This window comes from Kosakonia sp. SMBL-WEM22 (genome assembly GCF_014490785.1).
GTDB lineage: Bacteria > Pseudomonadota > Gammaproteobacteria > Enterobacterales > Enterobacteriaceae > Kosakonia.
In genome coordinates this window covers 1,610,108-1,627,340 of record NZ_CP051488.1, presented here as the reverse complement: position 1 = coordinate 1,627,340, position 17,233 = coordinate 1,610,108, and the positions used below count along the sequence as shown (strand labels likewise).

General features: G+C 55.5%; 17 protein-coding genes. 11 read left to right on the top strand and 6 right to left on the bottom strand.

The genetic code is table 11. The features are described from left to right. Position 1: 1 nt before the first annotated feature. From HF650_RS07780 to mntR, 4 genes are all read right to left on the bottom strand, one after another. The gene (locus HF650_RS07780; protein ID WP_187801877.1) at positions 2-1,573 is read right to left on the bottom strand and encodes a DHA2 family efflux MFS transporter permease subunit; all 1,572 of its coding nucleotides are present in this window, start codon (positions 1,571-1,573) and stop codon (positions 2-4) included. Then, a complete protein-coding gene (locus tag HF650_RS07775; protein WP_187801876.1) occupies positions 1,570-2,679 on the bottom strand; it encodes an HlyD family secretion protein in 1,110 nt (369 codons plus the stop codon). The genes HF650_RS07780 and HF650_RS07775 overlap by 4 nt, the downstream gene beginning before the upstream one ends. 101 nt (positions 2,680-2,780) lie before the next feature. Next, the gene (locus HF650_RS07770) at positions 2,781-3,890 is read right to left on the bottom strand and encodes an anion transporter (RefSeq protein WP_187801875.1); all 1,110 of its coding nucleotides are present in this window, start codon (positions 3,888-3,890) and stop codon (positions 2,781-2,783) included. Beyond that, positions 3,887-4,357 carry a manganese-binding transcriptional regulator MntR gene (gene mntR, locus HF650_RS07765; protein WP_187801874.1) on the bottom strand — a complete coding sequence of 157 codons (471 nt, stop codon included), beginning with the start codon at positions 4,355-4,357 and terminating at the stop codon, positions 3,887-3,889. Before mntR ends, HF650_RS07770 begins: the two co-directional genes overlap by 4 nt. A 186-nt stretch (positions 4,358-4,543) precedes the next feature. On the opposite strand from mntR, the gene mntS reads away from it, so the two are divergent. After that, on the top strand, positions 4,544-4,675 hold the full coding sequence (mntS, locus tag HF650_RS07760) for a manganase accumulation protein MntS (RefSeq protein WP_187801873.1): 132 nt from the start codon (positions 4,544-4,546) through the stop codon (positions 4,673-4,675). A 277-nt stretch (positions 4,676-4,952) separates the two neighbouring features. Then, on the top strand, positions 4,953-6,542 hold the full coding sequence (locus HF650_RS07755; RefSeq protein ID WP_187801872.1) for a phosphoethanolamine transferase: 1,590 nt from the start codon (positions 4,953-4,955) through the stop codon (positions 6,540-6,542). A gap of 67 nt (positions 6,543-6,609) precedes the next feature. Here HF650_RS07755 and ompX read toward each other — a convergent pair whose 3' ends face one another. Next, positions 6,610-7,125: an outer membrane protein OmpX gene (gene ompX, locus HF650_RS07750; protein WP_187801871.1), complete on the bottom strand. Its 516-nt coding sequence runs from the start codon at positions 7,123-7,125 to the stop codon at positions 6,610-6,612. Positions 7,126-7,483: 358 nt separating this feature from the next. Here ompX and rhtA point away from each other — a divergent pair, with 358 nt between their 5' ends. The 6 genes from rhtA to ybiO all read left to right on the top strand — a co-directional run bounded on the left by rhtA (position 7,484) and on the right by ybiO (position 14,106). After that, positions 7,484-8,374, top strand: a complete 891-nt coding sequence (rhtA, locus tag HF650_RS07745; RefSeq protein WP_187801870.1) for a threonine/homoserine exporter RhtA — start codon at positions 7,484-7,486, stop codon at positions 8,372-8,374. Positions 8,375-8,668: 294 nt separating this feature from the next. Further along, on the top strand, positions 8,669-9,172 hold the full coding sequence (gene dps, locus HF650_RS07740) for a DNA starvation/stationary phase protection protein Dps (RefSeq protein ID WP_023481476.1): 504 nt from the start codon (positions 8,669-8,671) through the stop codon (positions 9,170-9,172). Between the two features lie 366 nt (positions 9,173-9,538). Then, positions 9,539-10,285 (top strand): glutamine ABC transporter substrate-binding protein GlnH, encoded by a 747-nt coding sequence (gene glnH / locus HF650_RS07735; RefSeq protein ID WP_187801869.1) that lies wholly within the window; start codon positions 9,539-9,541, stop codon positions 10,283-10,285. A gap of 86 nt (positions 10,286-10,371) precedes the next feature. Then, the gene (gene glnP / locus HF650_RS07730) at positions 10,372-11,031 is read left to right on the top strand and encodes a glutamine ABC transporter permease GlnP (RefSeq protein WP_187801868.1); all 660 of its coding nucleotides are present in this window, start codon (positions 10,372-10,374) and stop codon (positions 11,029-11,031) included. After that, positions 11,028-11,750, top strand: a complete 723-nt coding sequence (gene glnQ / locus HF650_RS07725; RefSeq protein WP_187801867.1) for a glutamine ABC transporter ATP-binding protein GlnQ — start codon at positions 11,028-11,030, stop codon at positions 11,748-11,750. The genes glnP and glnQ overlap by 4 nt, the downstream gene beginning before the upstream one ends. A 115-nt stretch (positions 11,751-11,865) precedes the next feature. After that, positions 11,866-14,106: a mechanosensitive channel protein gene (ybiO, locus tag HF650_RS07720; RefSeq protein ID WP_187801866.1), complete on the top strand. Its 2,241-nt coding sequence runs from the start codon at positions 11,866-11,868 to the stop codon at positions 14,104-14,106. Here the strand turns inward: ybiO and rlmF are convergent. Beyond that, a complete protein-coding gene (gene rlmF, locus HF650_RS07715) occupies positions 14,096-15,031 on the bottom strand; it encodes a 23S rRNA (adenine(1618)-N(6))-methyltransferase RlmF (protein WP_187801865.1) in 936 nt (311 codons plus the stop codon). The genes ybiO and rlmF overlap by 11 nt on opposite strands. A gap of 94 nt (positions 15,032-15,125) precedes the next feature. Between rlmF and HF650_RS07710 the strand changes: the two genes are divergently transcribed. The 3 genes from HF650_RS07710 to ybiJ all read left to right on the top strand — a co-directional run bounded on the left by HF650_RS07710 (position 15,126) and on the right by ybiJ (position 17,188). Then, positions 15,126-15,740 carry a flavin reductase family protein gene (locus tag HF650_RS07710; protein WP_187801864.1) on the top strand — a complete coding sequence of 205 codons (615 nt, stop codon included), beginning with the start codon at positions 15,126-15,128 and terminating at the stop codon, positions 15,738-15,740. Positions 15,741-16,375: 635 nt separating this feature from the next. Then, positions 16,376-16,642, top strand: a complete 267-nt coding sequence (locus tag HF650_RS07705) for a DksA/TraR family C4-type zinc finger protein (protein WP_187801863.1) — start codon at positions 16,376-16,378, stop codon at positions 16,640-16,642. A gap of 285 nt (positions 16,643-16,927) precedes the next feature. Then, complete coding sequence (gene ybiJ, locus HF650_RS07700) at positions 16,928-17,188, top strand: DUF1471 family protein YbiJ (RefSeq protein WP_187801862.1); 261 nt, start codon at positions 16,928-16,930, stop codon at positions 17,186-17,188. Positions 17,189-17,233 lie beyond the last annotated feature (45 nt).

The following is a 17,233-nucleotide window of genomic DNA, read 5'->3' as shown; positions in this document are numbered from 1 at the left end:
ATTAATGTGCTCCTGCGCTGCCTTCGCTCTTGATTGGCGAAAGCAATAGACAAAATGGGATCAACAGAACCGCCACCACGCTCAGGATGGTGAAGACATCGATGTAGGCCAGAATGCGCGACTGGGCGACCATCGCTTTGTACATCTGTCCGGTGGCGTTAGAGAAGGGATCGCCTGCCAGGCTAGTGAAGTTGCGCACCGCTTCCGCCATTGAGCGCAGCGCCAGCTGGAACTGCTCATTAAAGGGCGAAGTGTGTTCGGAGAGGTGCGACATGTGCGCCTGCGAACGCTCGGTGATCGCCGCCGTTGAGAGCGAGATGCCGATCGATCCCGCCACGTTACGGAACATAGTAAACAGCGCCGCCGCATCGGCATTGAGTTGCCGCGGAATGGTGATAAAGGCGATGGTGGTGAGCGGCACAAACAGGAAGCCTAACCCAATCGACTGCGCGCTGCGGAACAGCACCAGCGTTTCAAAATCGACATCCGGCGTCAGCGAGCGCGTCCACCAGAAGGAGGCCGCCAGGCAGAAGAAGCCGAAGGCGATGATCCAGCGCGTCTGCACCACCGGCATCAGCTTCAACACCAGTGGGATGGTTAACACAATCAATATGGCACCCGGCGAGAGCACCAGCCCCGACCAGGTAGCGGTGTAACCGAGATCCTGCTGCGCGAGCTGCGGGATCACCACCGAGCTACCATAAAGAATCATCGCCATCCCGGCCATTAGCAGGCTCGAGACAACAAAGTTTTTATCAGACATGCAGCGCAGATCGACCACCGGCTTTTTGGCGTACATCAGCCAGTAGATCGCGCCGACAATGCCTACCGCTGTCAGCACGGCAAAGATGCGGGTGAAGTCGGAGTTGAACCAATCCTCATCTTCTCCACGGTCGAGCATTACCTGCAGACAGCCAAGACCGAGGGCGATCAGGCCGATGCCCGGCCAGTCGATAGAGAGCTTCTGTTTTGATTTACGCTCCCACGGTGGATCTTCCAGCAGTTGGTAGATCGCCAGCACCGTGATAATGCCCACCGGGATATTGATAAAGAAGACCCAGCGCCAGGAGTAGTTATCGGTGATCCAGCCGCCGAGCGTCGGGCCAAGCACCGGCGCGACAATAATGGCGATAGAGGAGAGACCAAACGCTTTGCCGCGATCTTCTGGTTTAAAGTAGTCCAGCAGCACCGACTGCTGCGTCGGTTGCAGGCCACCGCCGAAGAAGCCCTGCAAAATACGAAACAGGATGATCTCCCACAGCTCCGTGGCGATACCGCATAAGAAAGAGCAGACGGTAAACATCACGATGCAGATAAGGAAAAACTGTTTGCGGCCAAAAGTACGGCTAAGAAATGCAGAGATGGGCAGCACGATACCGTTCGCCACCAGGTAGCTGGTCAGCACCCAAGTGGATTCGTCATAACTGGCGGAGAGCGACCCGGCGACGTGCGGTAGCGCCACGTTGACGATGGTGGTGTCGAGGATCTCCATAAACACCGCGAGGGTGACAACCCACGCCACCGCCCACGGGTTACTGGCCGGACGCCAGTTTTCATGACTGTGGTCAGTCATTCCAGCGTAACCTTCGGTTCAACAGAGAGGCCGAGCGGCAGCGGTTTGTTCGGGTCCAGCCCCTTATCGATAACGATCTTCACCGGCACGCGCTGAACAATCTTCACAAAGTTACCGGTGGCGTTTTCCGACGGGAAGGCGGCGAACTTCGAGCCACTCCCCTGCTGGATACTGTCGACATGCCCTTCCAGCTCGAGATCCGGCCAGGCATCGACGGTCACCGTCACTTTATTGCCCGGACGCATGCGCTCCAGCTGCGACTCTTTAAAGTTCGCCGTCACCCATACCTCCTGGGAGACCAGCGAAAAGAGCGCGGTTCCCGCCTGCACCAGCGTACCGTTTTGCACGTTACGCTTGGTGACATAGCCATCGAACGGCGCGCGGACGTTAGTCCACGAAAGGTTAAGATTGGCAGTTTCCAGCTGGGCTTTCGCCTGGGCGACCTGCTGCTCGCGCGCCTCGACGTTGGTCTCCTGCTGGCGGATCTGCAACTGCACCTGCTCGGCCACTTCCAGCTGCGCCTGCGCGCTGGCAAGCTGCGCCTGGGCACTGCGCAACTGCGCATTAGCGGTATCAATATTTTGTTGGGTGGTCGCGCGGGGATCGACACCACGTTGACGTCTATAAGAGGCTTCAGCGTTGGCCAGATCGGCTTTCGCTTTCAGTACCTGCGCGCGGGCTTCATCCCGCTGCGCCGGATACTGCACTTTAGAGAGCGCGAGCTGCGCCTGCGCCTGGTGAAGCTGCGCGGTCGCCAGCCCGAGCTGGGCCTGGGCCTGATCGCGCTGGGCGGTGGCATCGCGCGGGTCGATCACCACCAGCAGATCGCCCTTTTTCACCCGCTGGTTATCTTTCACTCGCAGATCGGTAACGTAGCCTGCCACTTTCGGCGCAATGGTTACCGCATCACCGTCGGTGAAGGCGTCATCGGTGGTCTCCTGGTTGCGGGTCATTAACCACCACACCAGCGCGACCACCACCATCACCACGACGACAATGCCGAGAATAATCAGCGGCTTCTTTCCGGGGCGTTTGCGGGGTTTGTCGTCTTGCTGCTCTTTTTCGTCGTCCTGAGCGTCGTCAGGTTGAGTTCTCTTTTCTGCCATAATCTCGCAACGTTCCTGTCAGGTAACGGCGCCGAGGGTGCGCCGTTTACTAAACTTAGGCGGTTGCTATACATTTGCCAGGATAAACTGACAAATCAGCACTATATGACTAAGAGTAATCCGTATCCCACCAGCGCAGCCCACACCAGCAGCGGCATAGAGTAGAGATGGAAGCGCCACCAGATACGGCGATTATTTGCCATGCGCAGGGCAATAAGGTTCGCCAGCGATCCCGGCAGCAGGCCAAAACCACCGACATTGACCGCCCAGGCGAGCAGCGTATCGGGCGGAACATAGTTAAGCAGCAGAATGGTCGCCGGCACATTACTGATAAACTGCGACAGGCCAATGGCGGTCAGCCATAAACCCGGTTGAGAGAGCTGGCCGGTGCTGGCAAGCGTCGAGTGCAGGGCCGGCAGTTGAGTCAGCAGATGGACATCAATAAACATGGCGATAAAGACCAGCAGCAGTGTCCAGTCGACGCTGAACACCACTCGCCGCGCCAGGAAAAGGAAACCGACAGCGATAATCACCAGCCCCCACAGCTCCTGCTTCAGCTCCAGTGCGGTGATAAAGACCAGGTAAAAGCCGAGGCAGCTCCAGACCAGCTTCGGTTTCCACTCGCTCGAACTCTGCCCGCTATGGTAGGTCAGCGCTTTAGCAGAGAAGCAGAACCAGCAGAGCACCAGCAATGTTACCATCATCGCCAGCGCCAGCGGTGCCATCTGCCAGATAAATGCCGGGAAAGAGAGCCCCGAACGACCCCAAATCAGGATGTTCTGCGGGTTACCTATAGGTGTTAAAAGCGAACCGGCGTTGACCGCCAGCGCTTCGAAGATGATCAGCCGGTTCACCGGGATTTCGCACAGCTTCTTCAGCGTGATGGTTAGCGGCACGACAATAAAGAGCGCGACATCGTTAGTCAGAAAGGTGGAGAGCACCGCTGCCGCCAGCACGAGGAAGATCGCCAGCTGACGTTCATGCTGAAAACGGCGCACCATGCGTCGACCAATCACATCAAAATAGCCGCTCAGCTCCACCCCTTTGGTCAGCAGCATTAACCCACTGAGGGTAATAATGGTGTGCCAGTCGATGGCGCCCGGCCACGTCTTTGGCGCAAAGGGCACAAAGAAGCATAAGGCGACGCCGATTAACAGTAACAGGTGGAGAAAGCGGTCACGCGCCAGGGCGCGAAGAAAAGGGAGGTTCATTCAGAGGGCGTCTCGTGTTGCTGCGTGAAACGACGGAAACATTCAAGGGTCTCTTCGCTGACGTGGTGCTCCATCCCTTCCGCATCGCGCCGGGCGATATCCGGGCTGACGCCTAACACCAGCAGGAAACTCTCAACGATTTGATGGCGTTCGCGGCTCTCCTGCGCCAGCTTCTCCCCTTCGGCGGTGAGAAAGACGCCGCGCCACGGGATCTGCTCAATCAGACCGACCGAAGCGAGTCTTTTTAACATTTTTGCCACCGTGGGCTGCGACACGCCAAGGCGCGCGGCCATATCCACCTGGCGGGCTTCCCCTACTTCGCGGATCAGATCGGAGATGAGTTCAACATAGTCATCAATCAGTTCACGGCGGTGCGCTTCGCGGACCTGGCGGAAACCTTCGACATGCTCTTCGACATTAACCAGCGTCACTTTTTTTATTGTTTGCTTACCTGCGCGACGGTTCATAGTGCTTCCCCTGACGGTGAGACGCTGTGCAGCATCATATAAGAGAGGCGCATTGTAAACCATCCGTGAATCAGTACAAAAAATTAACGTATTAGCCGTAGCTATGTAATATAGCCTGTGCTATATCTGTATGTAATGCGTTCACCTTTCATGGATCGAAGGGGTCCTAATCATCAGGAGGTGACAATGAATGAGTTCAAGAGGTGTATGCGCGTGTTTAGCCACTCTCCCTTTAAAGTGCGTTTAATGCTGCTCACTATGTTGTGCGATATCGTCAACGGTAAGCCGCAGCAGAACGAAGATAAACCCACCCACTGATGCGGCGTCGCGGTACGCCGCTTCATATTTCTGTCATCTTATCGCTTCATACTGACCTGTTTTCCCCAAAATCCGCGTAATTTTGCTGGATTTGCAATCACTCTCGCAAAACAATCTCTTAGCTGCTGTTGACCTGGAACCCGCCGCGCTTTATCTTTGCGCAGCCCTGCACTCAATGCGCACCGCAGACGCGGATCCCCTCCCCCTCTCAGCGCGCTGTCCGGCAGGTTTTGACCCTTACGCCAGGGTGAGCACATGGCGTTTCACGAAATCATCTATGAGCGTAATCCTTAAAGAGTCCGTTGCCCTGCGCGGTCAGTCGATCAATCCGTGGATTGGTTTCTATTTCCTGCACTCCCTGTTAATTAACTTTGCCCTCGGCTACGAATTCAGCGTGCTGTATGCGGTGGTCTCCACCTGCGCGCTCTGCGTGCTCTGGCGTCATGCGCCGCGCGCGCAAAAAATCTTTCTGACCATCACCACGCTGGTCGCCGCCAGCTACTTTCCGTTTGGTCAGGCTTATGGAGCCCCCAACTTCAACACCCTGCTGGCGCTGCGGTCGACCAATATTGAAGAGTCGTCGGAAATTCTGACCATCTTCCCGTGGTATCACTACGTTATTAGCGTTGGCATCCTCGCACTGGGCGTGATTGCGCTGCGCCGGCGGGTAGTGGTGCCTGCAACGCCGTGGCTGAAGTGGGACACGCTGGGTGTGCTGTTTTGCGTCGCTTCCTACTTTATCGGCCCGGTGCAGAATCACCTTCGCGGCTTTGAGTTCCGCCTGATCGATACCGGCATACCGGTGCTGCGCTTTGTGCGCGATGTCGCCTATAACTACCACGAAGTGAAGGTGGAAGAGGAGAACATGGCGCAGCTCTCCGGGATGAAAGATACCTGGACGGTCACCGCCGTAAATCCGAAGTATCGCCTCTATGTGGTGGTGATTGGTGAGAGCGCGCGCCGCGATGCGCTGGGTGCCTTTGGCGGACACTGGAACAACACACCGTTTGCCAGCCAGGTGAATGGCGATCTCTTTACCGACTACATTGCCGCCAGCGGATCGACACAGAAATCCCTCGGCCTGACCTTAAACCGCGTGGTCAACGGCAAGCCGCAGTATCAGGATAACTTTGTCACGCTGGCGAGTCGCGCCGGTTTCCAGACCTGGTGGTTCTCGAACCAGGGGCAGATTGGCGAATATGACACCGCGATCGCCAGTATTGCGAAGCGCGCCGATGAAGTGCAGTTTTTGAAACGGGGCGACTTTGAAGCGGATAAGAACACCCGCGATGAGGATCTGTTAAAGCTTACTAACCAGGTGCTGAGCGTGCGGCGTAATCAACCGCAGCTGATTGTGCTGCATCTGATGGGCTCGCATCCGCAGGCGTGCGATCGCACCGGCGGTAAGTACAACGAGTTTGTGCAGTCGAAAGAGACCTCCTGCTACCTCTACTCCATCACCCAGACGGACGACCTGCTGGGCAAGATCTACTCCCAGTTGCGCAACAGCGGCGAGAGCTTCTCGATGGTCTACTTCTCCGATCATGGTCTGGCGTTTAAAGAGCGCGGTAAAGAGGTGCAGTACCTGGCGCATGACGACCATTTTCAGCAGAACTTCCAGGTGCCGTTTATGGTGGTCTCCAGCGATGCGACAAAACATCGTCTGATCAAAGCGCGCCGCTCCGCCAACGACTTTTTGAGCTTCTTTTCGCAGTGGACCGGGATTACCGCCACGCAGATCAAAAATTCCTACCCCTTTATCTCGGGGAAAAAAGCGGGGCCGGTCTACGTGACCAACTTTAAGTTACAGAAAGTGGACTACAACCATCTCGGCACAGATCTGTTCGACACGCGCAGTACGCGTTAACGGACTATGCTTTTTGCAGGCAAAAAAAATCCGCCCATCAGGCGGATTTTTATTATCGCAAAAGCGATTAGAAGCGGTAACCAACACCGGCAATCCAGGTGCCAACGTCAACGCTACGGATACGGCTCTGCTCGTAGGAGAAGTCCAGAGCAACGTTTTCCATCGGGTTGAACTGCAGACCAGCACCGTAGGAGAAGCCGTAGTCGCTGGTGTCAGACACTTTAGCAACGTCAGCAGTCTGCTGGAATTTACCGTAACCAACACCCACTACACCGTAGATGCTCGCCCAGTCGTTGATGCGGAAAGCCGGACCAGCAGTGATGCCGTAGTACTGAGCTTTGTTATAAACGCCTTCACCGGTAGTACGATCTTTTTCGGTGTAGGTGAAGGAACCGATAACGCCCAGCGGGTTGTTATCCTGCTCGTAACGGTATTTCAGGTTGAAACCGTTGGTTTTGTTAGCAATACCCTGAGCGTCGCTCTGAGCATAACCGCCGGAAACAGTAGAAGTCGCTGCTACTGCGGAACCTGCAGAAACCGCCAGAAGAGCGGCCAGTGCTGAAAGACATGCAATTTTTTTCATAATCCACCTCAAATGTGCTTCAAGAAATCCTGGGTACTACGCATTTAAATATATCAAAAATTATAAGGAAACTCTTTGAGAGAAATAGAGTCTAAAGCGCTCTTTCATGTAACAGAAAGTTTCCGCTCATTAACAACTCATTCATTAAAAAGCACTTTTCTCAAGAGTCGGACTATTATGGTACCTGTTCTGGAATTCGTTCATCCAGATTATTCTTAAATAAACAGGCCAAAAATCGACCGCCCGACGACCATTATACGGATTTTTTCAGCCTTTTTTACAACCAACCATCAACCGTCTGAATACTATTTCAAGTAGACTGTCGGCTCTGCTTCACCAGACACTTAACGGAGAAAGGATGCCTGTTTTGCCGCGTAAATTGCCGGTGTGGGTACCGGTTATCATTCTGCTTATTGCCATGACCTCGATTCAGGGAGGGGCGTCGCTGGCGAAATCGCTCTTTCCTCTGGTTGGCGCGCCCGGCGTTACCGCGCTGCGACTTGCCCTCGGCACGCTTATCCTGGTGATCGTCTTTAAACCCTGGCGTTTGCGTTTCACCCGCGAACAGCGTCTGCCGCTGCTCTTTTATGGCCTGTCGCTCGGCGCGATGAACTACATGTTCTATCTGGCGATCCAGACCGTGCCGCTCGGCGTAGCCGTGGCGCTGGAGTTCACCGGTCCGCTGGCCGTCGCCCTCTTCGGCTCCCGCCGGGCGGTCGATTTTATCTGGGTGATCCTTGCCGTGCTGGGGCTGTGGTATCTGCTGCCGCTCGGCCAGGATGTGGCACACGTTGATTTAACCGGGGCGGCGTTTGCGCTCGGCGCAGGAGCCTGCTGGGCTATCTATATTATCAGCGGGCAGCGCGCCGGCGAGGATCACGGCCCGGCGACGGTTGCACTCGGCTCGCTGATTGCCGCTATCGTCTTTGTTCCTCTTGGCGCGTTTCAGGCGGGCGACGTATTGTGGCACTGGTCAATTTTACCGCTCGGTATTGCGGTAGCGATTCTGTCGACCGCACTGCCCTACTCCCTTGAGATGATCGCCCTCACCCGTTTGCCGACGCGCACCTTCGGTACGCTGATGAGCATGGAGCCAGCACTTGCTGCCGTCTCGGGGATGATCTTCCTCGGCGAGACGCTTGCGCTCCAGCAGGTGCTGGCCTTGATGGCAATTGTTATTGCTTCAATGGGGTCAACATTAACCCTGCGGCGTGAGACCACAATAAAAGAAGTGGATATTGGTAAATAATAATTATTCAGCATGAGATTTCGCTCATGCTGAATATTCATTCAGAGCTTTGACATTATTTTTTACGCTTTAAGTAAATTCTTTATTAATTAGAATTATTCTTATCTTCACCCTGTTTCTTTATTAGAATTATCTTACATTTCATTCGATTAGTTGCGCGTTTTCGAAATCATGACCTATATTTAAATCACGCTATCGAACTGATAGGCATAGCCAAAACCGACGACGGTTAATCTGGTGCTATACTTAGTTCCGGTAATTACCTGGGACACAAACATCAAGAGGATATGGATTATGAGTACCGCTAAACTGGTAAAAACGAAAGCGTCTAATCTGCTTTATACCCGTAACGATGTATCGGACAGCGACAAACAAGCGACCATTGAGCTGCTGAATCGCCAGGTGATCCACTTCACTGACCTGTCTCTGATCACCAAGCAGGCCCACTGGAACATGCGCGGCGCGAACTTCATTGGCGTGCACGAAATGCTGGATCAGTTCCGTACTTCGCTGGTAACGCACCTCGATACCATGGCAGAGCGCGCGGTTCAGCTGGGCGGTGTTGCACTGGGTACCACTCAGGTGATCAACAGCAAAACGGCGCTGAAAAGCTACCCGCTGGATATTCACAGCGTGCAGGATCACCTGAAAGAGCTGGCCGATCGTTACGCGGTTGTCGCGAACGACCTGCGCAAAGCCATTACCGAAGCGAAAGATGAAGATACCGCTGATATCTTTACCGCCGCTTCCCGCGATCTGGACCAGTATCTTTGGTTCATCGAAGCGAACATCGAATAAGCCAGATCTTTTCGTTATCGCTCTGACCCCTGCGCCCCGGCGTGGGGGTTTGCACTTTTATGGTGCAAAACTTTTCCCACCGCCCGCCTTAAAGTTACCGCTTCGTAATTATCTCATCACAAAATTGTTAATAAGTGATTGTTTCTCGCCCACGTTGTGCGCTAAATAGCAGCACTGCCGACAATCGCGCACGCGCGCACCAAAAGAGTGACTCAAAATGGTGCATTGCGGTGACATTGCTACACTTATTGTGCAACCGGTTAAAGCTTCGCCTTTACAAAACAATAGGTTGTAAACCTGGCATGATTTTTTCATACTGCGTTCATTCTCGCAGGGGCTCGCTCCCCCGATACAAAAGGAAACACTATGAAGTCTGTATTGAAATTCTCCCTTGCCGCACTCGCTCTCGCCTTTGCTGTTTCTTCTCAGGCTGCTGATAAAAAACTGGTTGTGGCTACCGATACTGCATTCGTTCCTTTCGAATTCAAAAAAGGCAATGAGTACGTTGGTTTTGACATCGACCTGTGGGCTGCCGTGGCGAAAGAGCTGAAGCTCGATTATGAACTGAAGCCGATGGACTTCAGCGGCATTATCCCTGCGCTGCAAACCAAAAACGTGGATGTTGCACTAGCGGGCATCACCATTACTGAAGAGCGCAAAAAAGCGATCGACTTCTCCGACGGCTACTACAAAAGCGGCCTGCTGGTGATGGTGAAAGCCGACAACAACGATGTGAAGAGCGCGAAAGACCTCGACGGTAAAGTGATCGCAGTGAAGAGCGGCACTGGCTCCGTGGATTACGCGAAAGCAAACATCAAAACCAAAGATCTGCGCCAGTTCCCGAATATCGATAACGCCTATATGGAGCTGGGTACCGGCCGCGCTGACGCGGTTCTGCACGACACGCCAAACATCCTTTACTTCATCAAAACCGCCGGTAACGGTCGCTTTAAAGCGGTAGGCGACTCTCTGGAAGCGCAGCAGTACGGCATCGCCTTCCCGAAAGGTAGCGACGATCTGCGTGAGAAAGTGAACGGCGCGCTGAAAACCCTGCGCGAGAACGGCACCTACAACGAAATCTACAAAAAATGGTTCGGTTCTGAGCCTAAATAATTATTAAAAAGTAACAGGTTAAACGTCGGGGACGGCTTTCGTCCCCGCGCTATTTGTCTCTTCTACGGTATACAGGAATTAATCACATGCAGTTTGACTGGAGCGCCATCTGGCCCGCCATTCCGCTTCTACTGGACGGGGCCAAAATGACCTTGTGGATCTCGATCCTCGGTCTGGCTGGCGGTATCGTTATCGGCCTGTTGGCTGGTTTAGCCCGTACCTACGGCGGGTGGATCTCAAACCACGTCGCCCTCGTTTTTATCGAAATTGTCCGCGGCACGCCGATTGTCGTGCAGGTGATGTATATCTACTTCGCCCTGCCAATGGCGCTGCCGGATCTGCGCATCGACACCTTCACCGCTGCGGTGGTGACGATCATGATCAACTCCGGCGCCTATATTGCCGAGATCACCCGTGGTTCGGTGCTGTCGATCCATAAAGGCTTTAGCGAAGCGGGCATGGCGCTCGGTCTGTCGCGCCGCGAAACCATTCGCCACGTCATTATGCCGCTGGCGCTGCGCCGCATGCTGCCGCCGCTCGGCAACCAGCTGATCATCAGCATCAAAGATACCTCGCTGTTTATTGTTATCGGCGCGGCTGAATTGACCCGCCAGGGCCAGGAGATCATCGCCGGGAACTTCCGCGCGCTGGAGATCTGGACCGCCGTTGGGGTTATCTATCTCATCATTACCCAGGCACTCAACATTGTGCTTCGCCGTCTTGAAAAAAGGATGAAAATCCTGTGATTGAATTTAAAAACGTTTCCAAGCACTTCGGCAAAACCCAGGTGCTGCATGATATCGACCTCAACATTAACCAGGGCGAAGTGGTGGTGATTATCGGACCGTCCGGCTCCGGTAAATCGACCCTGCTGCGCTGCATCAACAAGCTGGAAGAGATCACCAAAGGCGATCTGATTGTTGATGGTCTGAAGGTCAACGACCCGAAAGTGGATGAGCGCCTGATCCGCCAGGAAGCGGGCATGGTGTTTCAGCAGTTTTACCTCTTCCCGCACCTGACGGCGCTGGAGAACGTGATGTTTGGCCCGCTGCGCGTGCGCGGCACCAACAAAGCGGAAGCGGAAAAGCAGGCGAAAGCGCTGCTGGCGAAAGTGGGTCTCGCTGAACGCGCCCATCACTACCCGTCAGAGCTCTCCGGCGGCCAGCAGCAGCGTGTGGCGATTGCCCGCGCGCTGGCGGTTAAACCGAAGATGATGCTGTTTGATGAGCCGACCTCAGCGCTCGATCCGGAGCTGCGTCACGAAGTGCTGAAAGTGATGCAGGATCTGGCCGAAGAGGGGATGACGATGGTGATCGTCACCCATGAAATCGGCTTTGCCGAAAAAGTGGCCTCGCGTCTGATTTTCATTGATAAGGGCCGCATTGCCGAAGATGGCAACCCGCAGCAGCTGATTGAGAATCCGCCCAGCCAGCGTTTGCAGGAGTTCCTGCAACACGTCTCCTGACAGCCAACCCCTCCAGCCGGAGGGGTTTTTCTTTTGCGGATTGTGCGCATTTTTCTCCCCCCCTCCCCCGGCACCTATACTTATCCCTTTGCGGGATTTTCTCACCGGAGGAGCTATGCCGTGGATTTTATTACTGATTAGCCTGCTGTGCGCGCCGCTTCAGGCCGCGACGATACCCGGCGTTACCGCCGCAACCACTACTCCCACTTCTGCGCAAACCAGCGAACCTAATGTTGAACAGAAAAAAGCGGCCTACGGCGCGCTGGCCGATGTGCTGGAGAATGAGGAATCACGCAAAGAGCTGATCGACCAGCTGCGTAAAGTCGCCACGACGCCGCCCCAGGAGCCGGTGCCGGTCATCTCGCCGCCCGCCATTGAAGAGCAGAAAACGGTGCTGGAGAAGGTTACCGACGTGGCGGATTACTATGGCGAGGCGCTCTCGAGCCGTTTTGCCCAGCTGTGGCGCAATATTACCGGCTCGCCGCACAAAGCTTTCAACCCGCAAACCTTCACCAATGCCGCCAGCCACTTCATGCTGCTCGCGGTGCTGGTCTTCGCTTTCTGGTGGACCGTACGTTTCTGCGTCTCGCCGGTCTACCGCCGAATGGGTGCCTGGGGGCGGCGCAAAAACCGTGACAGCAGCAACTGGCTACAGCTGCCGTCGATGATCGTCGGGGCTTTTATTATCGACATCATGCTGCTGGCGCTGACGCTGTTTGTCGGCCAGGTGTTGCGCGCCAATCTCACCGGTGGTAACAGCACGATAGCCTTTCAGCAGAGCCTGTTTCTTAACGCCTTCGCGCTGATTGAGTTTTTCAAAGCGATCCTGCGGCTTATCTTCTGCCCGCACATTCCCGATCTGCGCCCGTTTCATATTCGTGATGAGACGGCGCGCTACTGGCATCTGCGCCTGAGCGCGCTCAGCAGCCTGATTGGCTACGGGCTGCTGGTGGCGGTGCCGATTATCTCCAACCAGGTCAATATTCAGTTTGGCGCGCTCGCCAACGTGGTGATCATGCTCTGCATTACTCTCTGGGCGCTCTACCTTATTTTTCATAACAAGCGCGAGATCCAGCACAACCTGATCCTGCTGGCAGACCGCTCGCTGGCCTTCTTCAGCCTCTTTATCCGCGCCTTTGCGCTGGTGTGGCACTGGCTCGCCAGAGCCTACTTCATTGTGCTCTTCTTCTTCTCGCTGTTCGATCCGGGCAACAGCCTGAAGTTTATGATGGGCGCGTCGTTGAGCAGCCTGGCGATCCTCAGCGTCTCCGCGTTTATCTCCGGGGTGCTGTCGCGCTGGCTCGATAAAACTATCACCCTGTCGCCGCAGGTGCAGCGCAACTACCCTGAGCTGCAAAAGCGACTTAACGGCTGGTTATCCGCCTCAATGAAGACCGCCCGCTTTCTGGTGGTCTGCACGACCATTCTGCTGCTGTTAAGCGCGTGGGGGCTGTTCGATTTCTGGCACTGGCTCAAGTATGGTGCCGGGGAGAAAGCGGTCGATATTCTGATCCGCATCGCGCTGATCCTCTTCTTCTCTGCCGTCGGCTGGACGCTGCTGGCGACGATTATCGAGAACCGGCTGACATCGGATATTCATGGTCGCCCGCTACCCAGCGCACGCACACGTACGTTGCTGACGCTGTTTCGTAACGCGCTGGCGGTGGTGATCAGTACCATTACGGTGATGATTGTGCTCTCAGAGATTGGGGTGAATATCGCGCCACTGCTGGCGGGTGCCGGGGCGCTGGGGCTGGCGATCTCGTTCGGTTCGCAAACTCTGGTGAAAGATATTATCACCGGCATATTTATTCAGTTTGAAAATGGAATGAACACTGGCGATCTGGTGACCATCGGCCCGCTTACCGGCACGGTGGAGCGGATGACTATTCGTTCCGTCGGCGTACGCCAGGATACCGGCGCGTACCACATTATCCCGTGGTCATCGATCACCACCTTCGCCAACTTTGTGCGCGGGATTGGCTCAGTGGTGGCGAACTACGATGTTGATCGTCATGAGGATACAGACAAGGCCAATCAGGCGCTGAAAGATGCGGTGGCGGAGCTGATGGCGCAGGAGGAGATTCGCGGTTTGATTATTGGCGAGCCGAACTTTGCCGGGCTGGTCGGGCTGACTAACACCGCCTTTACGCTGCGTGTCACCTTCACCACTCTGCCGCTAAAGCAGTGGACGGTGCGTTTCGCCCTCGACACGATGGTGAAAAAGCATTTCGACCTCGCCCACGTGCGCCCGCCGGTGCAGACCTACCAGATGGTGTCAGCACCGGCAGGGATCGGGCAAGCGCAACCGGCGGCGAACGCGGATACGCCGCCGCCCGCACAACCTACCCTTTAAAGCGACTCTGCGCCCAGCGTTTACGCTGGGCCTCGTCGAGGAAGCTCCAGGCAATAAAGCGGCTCTGCTTCTGCCCCTGCGCCATCTCTTTTTTCACCACTTTAACTGCGCCGACCTGGGTCAGTGCGCGGTAGAGCTCCGGCAGATTATCGCCGCGTGACACCAGTGAGGTGAACCACAGCACCTGGCGGGCAAACTGTTTACTTTCGGCAATCATCGTTTTGATAAAGGCCACTTCGCCGCCTTCACACCACAGCTCCTGCTGCTGGCCGCCGAAGTTGGCCGCGTCCGTGACAGACTGGCCGAGGTTACGCCGCTTGCGCTCGCTGCCCGCCTGTGCGCTCTGCGCCGAATCATGGAAAGGTGGGTTACAGATCACGGCATCATAGGACTCATTTTTATGAATGATGCCGGTGAGGATCGCCGTCATATCTTTCTGGCGACGCAGGCGCACCGCACGGGTCAGACCAGGGTTGGCGGCAATGATTGCCTGCGCGCTGGCAAAGGCTTCGGCGTTGACTTCGCTACCGGTAAAGCGCCAGCCATATTGATGAGCGCCAATTAGCGGATAGATGCAGTTCGCGCCGGTGCCGATATCAAGCACGCTGGCCTGCGCCGGAATGGTGCCGTTATCGCTCTCCGCCAGCAGATCGGCAAGATGGTGCAGATAGTCCGCGCGGCCCGGCACCGGCGGGCAGAGAAAGCCGTCCGGGATATCCCACTCGCGCACACCGTAGAAATGGGCCAGTAGCGCCTTATTCAGCGCTTTCACCGCCTGCGGATCGGCAAAATTAACGGTCTCTTCCCCGTTCGGATTGCGCGTGATAAAGGCGCGCAGCGACGGGTTGACGGCGCAGAGGGCGTCGAGGTCGTAGCGGCTGTGGTGGCGGTTACGCGGGTGCAGACCCGGCTTCTGGGCATTCATGGCATTCTCCTGTTAATAGCGGCGTAAGATACCCGTTGACGCCAGCCGGGTAAATAAGGGAGCCTGAAGAAACTTTTTGTCATCAGGAGACGCTATGTATTTTTATGAGCCCGCGAAAGGTCATGGCCTGCCGCACGACCCGCTGAATGCCATTGTCGGCCCGCGCCCTATCGGCTGGATCGCCTCGCTGGACGGGCAAGGCCGCCGCAACCTTGCGCCCTATAGCTTCTTCAACTGTTTTAACTACCGTCCGCCGATTATTGGTTTCGCCAGCAGCGGCTGGAAAGATAGCGTGCAGAATATTGTCGAGAGTAAAGAGTTTGTCTGGAATTTAACCACCCGCGATTTGGCGGTACAGATGAATGAGACCTCCGCATCGCTGGCGCACGGCGAAGATGAGTTCGCCCGCGCCGGGCTGACGCCGGCCGAGAGCCGCCTGGTGCGCGCCCCGCGCGTGGCGGAAAGCCCGGTTAACTTTGAGTGCCGCCTTTCGCAGTGCATTCAGCTCACCGCCGCCGACGGCAGCCCAATTGAGAGCTGGCTGGTACTGGGAGAAGTGGTGGCGGTGCATATTGATGAGTCGCTGCTCGAAGCGGGTATCTACCAGACGGCGAAGGCGCAGCCGGTGCTGCGTGCCGGAGGGCCTTCCGCTTATTACGGTATTAGCGAGGATCAGCGCTTCGATTTGGTTCGGCCGGATAATCGTTAAAACCACGCCGCCAGACTCTTATCAGCGGCACTTCTACCTCATGCCCTATAAAACGAATATTCCTGAAACGGCGTAGGCCGGATAAGCGGTACGCGCCATCCGGCGATGGGGTTGCATATGTCTTTGGTGGCATTGTTCCGTTCACCAGGCATTGGGGAGTTTCATTAACCACCTATGCGGTGAACGGGATAAGGGAAGCGGCCGCGCTCCCCTTATCAATCCCCGCGGCCCCGCAAGGAAATCGGTGCTGCGCACTGCGCTCACCTCCCGCGTGCCTGACTGCGGCCGGCTCGACTCGGCTTGCTCGCCCCTACGGGACTCGCTCCATGCCTCGGTTCGCCTCTGTCCGCCATCCATGGCGTCCAGACCTTGTCATTCCCGCTCCGGTTCGCCGATTTCAGCGGGGACACAACCCCCTCGCTGTGAAATCGCAGGTAAAAGCAACGAAGGTGTCGCTGTAGGCTCGTTTTGGTAGGCCGGATAAGGCGCAGCCGCCATCCGGCAGTGTATGCCGCGGCGAGAATGCCAGATGGCGCGTTACACGCTTATCCGGCCTACGCCGTTCCGCCTTATCCGGCCGACAACCTCGTGCCCCTTTATAGCGTCTATACTTAATGACTACAGAGGAGGAGATTATGGCTTCAGGTTGGGCAAACGACGATGCGGTACAGCAGCAGATCGACAGCACCATTGAAGATGCAGTCGCCCGCGCGCGCCGGGATATCCCCGGTGGCGAGAGCCTTACAGAGTGTGAAGAGTGCGGTGATAAGATCCCGGAAGCGCGGCGAAAAGCGATTCCCGGTGTGCGGCTGTGCGTGAAATGTCAGCAGGAGAAAGATTTACATAACTCAACATATTCAGGATATAATCGCAGAGGTTCGAAGGATAGCCAGCTACGCTGACTTTTCCTGACGCTTCCCGGCAGGATAAGCACTTACCTTTACCTTCATACTTTTCCGCTTCGCTTGTCGCAAAATGTGCCGCTTATTTTCACCCCGCGATGCAATACACCTCTTTGCCGCTTTTTTATCTTTTTAACCTTTAATTTTCAAAAACTTAACTATTGTTCAATTTTTTAGAACAAGGCTTTCAATTCTCTTCGATTTTCTCGCTGATAAAAAACTGTGATACTTATCACATCGACGGAACATAGTCCCAAATTCAGTATAACCTGCGAGAGAAACCCCATGAACGCCATTAAATATGCTGTTGCTGCTGTCGCATTATCTACACTCTCTTTCGGTGCTTTTGCGGCGCAACCCGTTAACCCTGCTCAGGCAGGCGATCTGAATAAAATTGGTGTGGTCTCCGCCCATGGCGCAACCACGCTGGACGGCCTTGAAGCACGCCTGGCAGAAAAAGCGAAAGCGGCAGGCGCTTCCGGCTACAGTATCCAGTCCACCAGCGGTAACAACAAGCTGAGCGGTACTGCGGTTATCTATAAGTAACCAGACCCGCGTTTTACCCCGGCATTCTAACCCTCTGCCGGATGC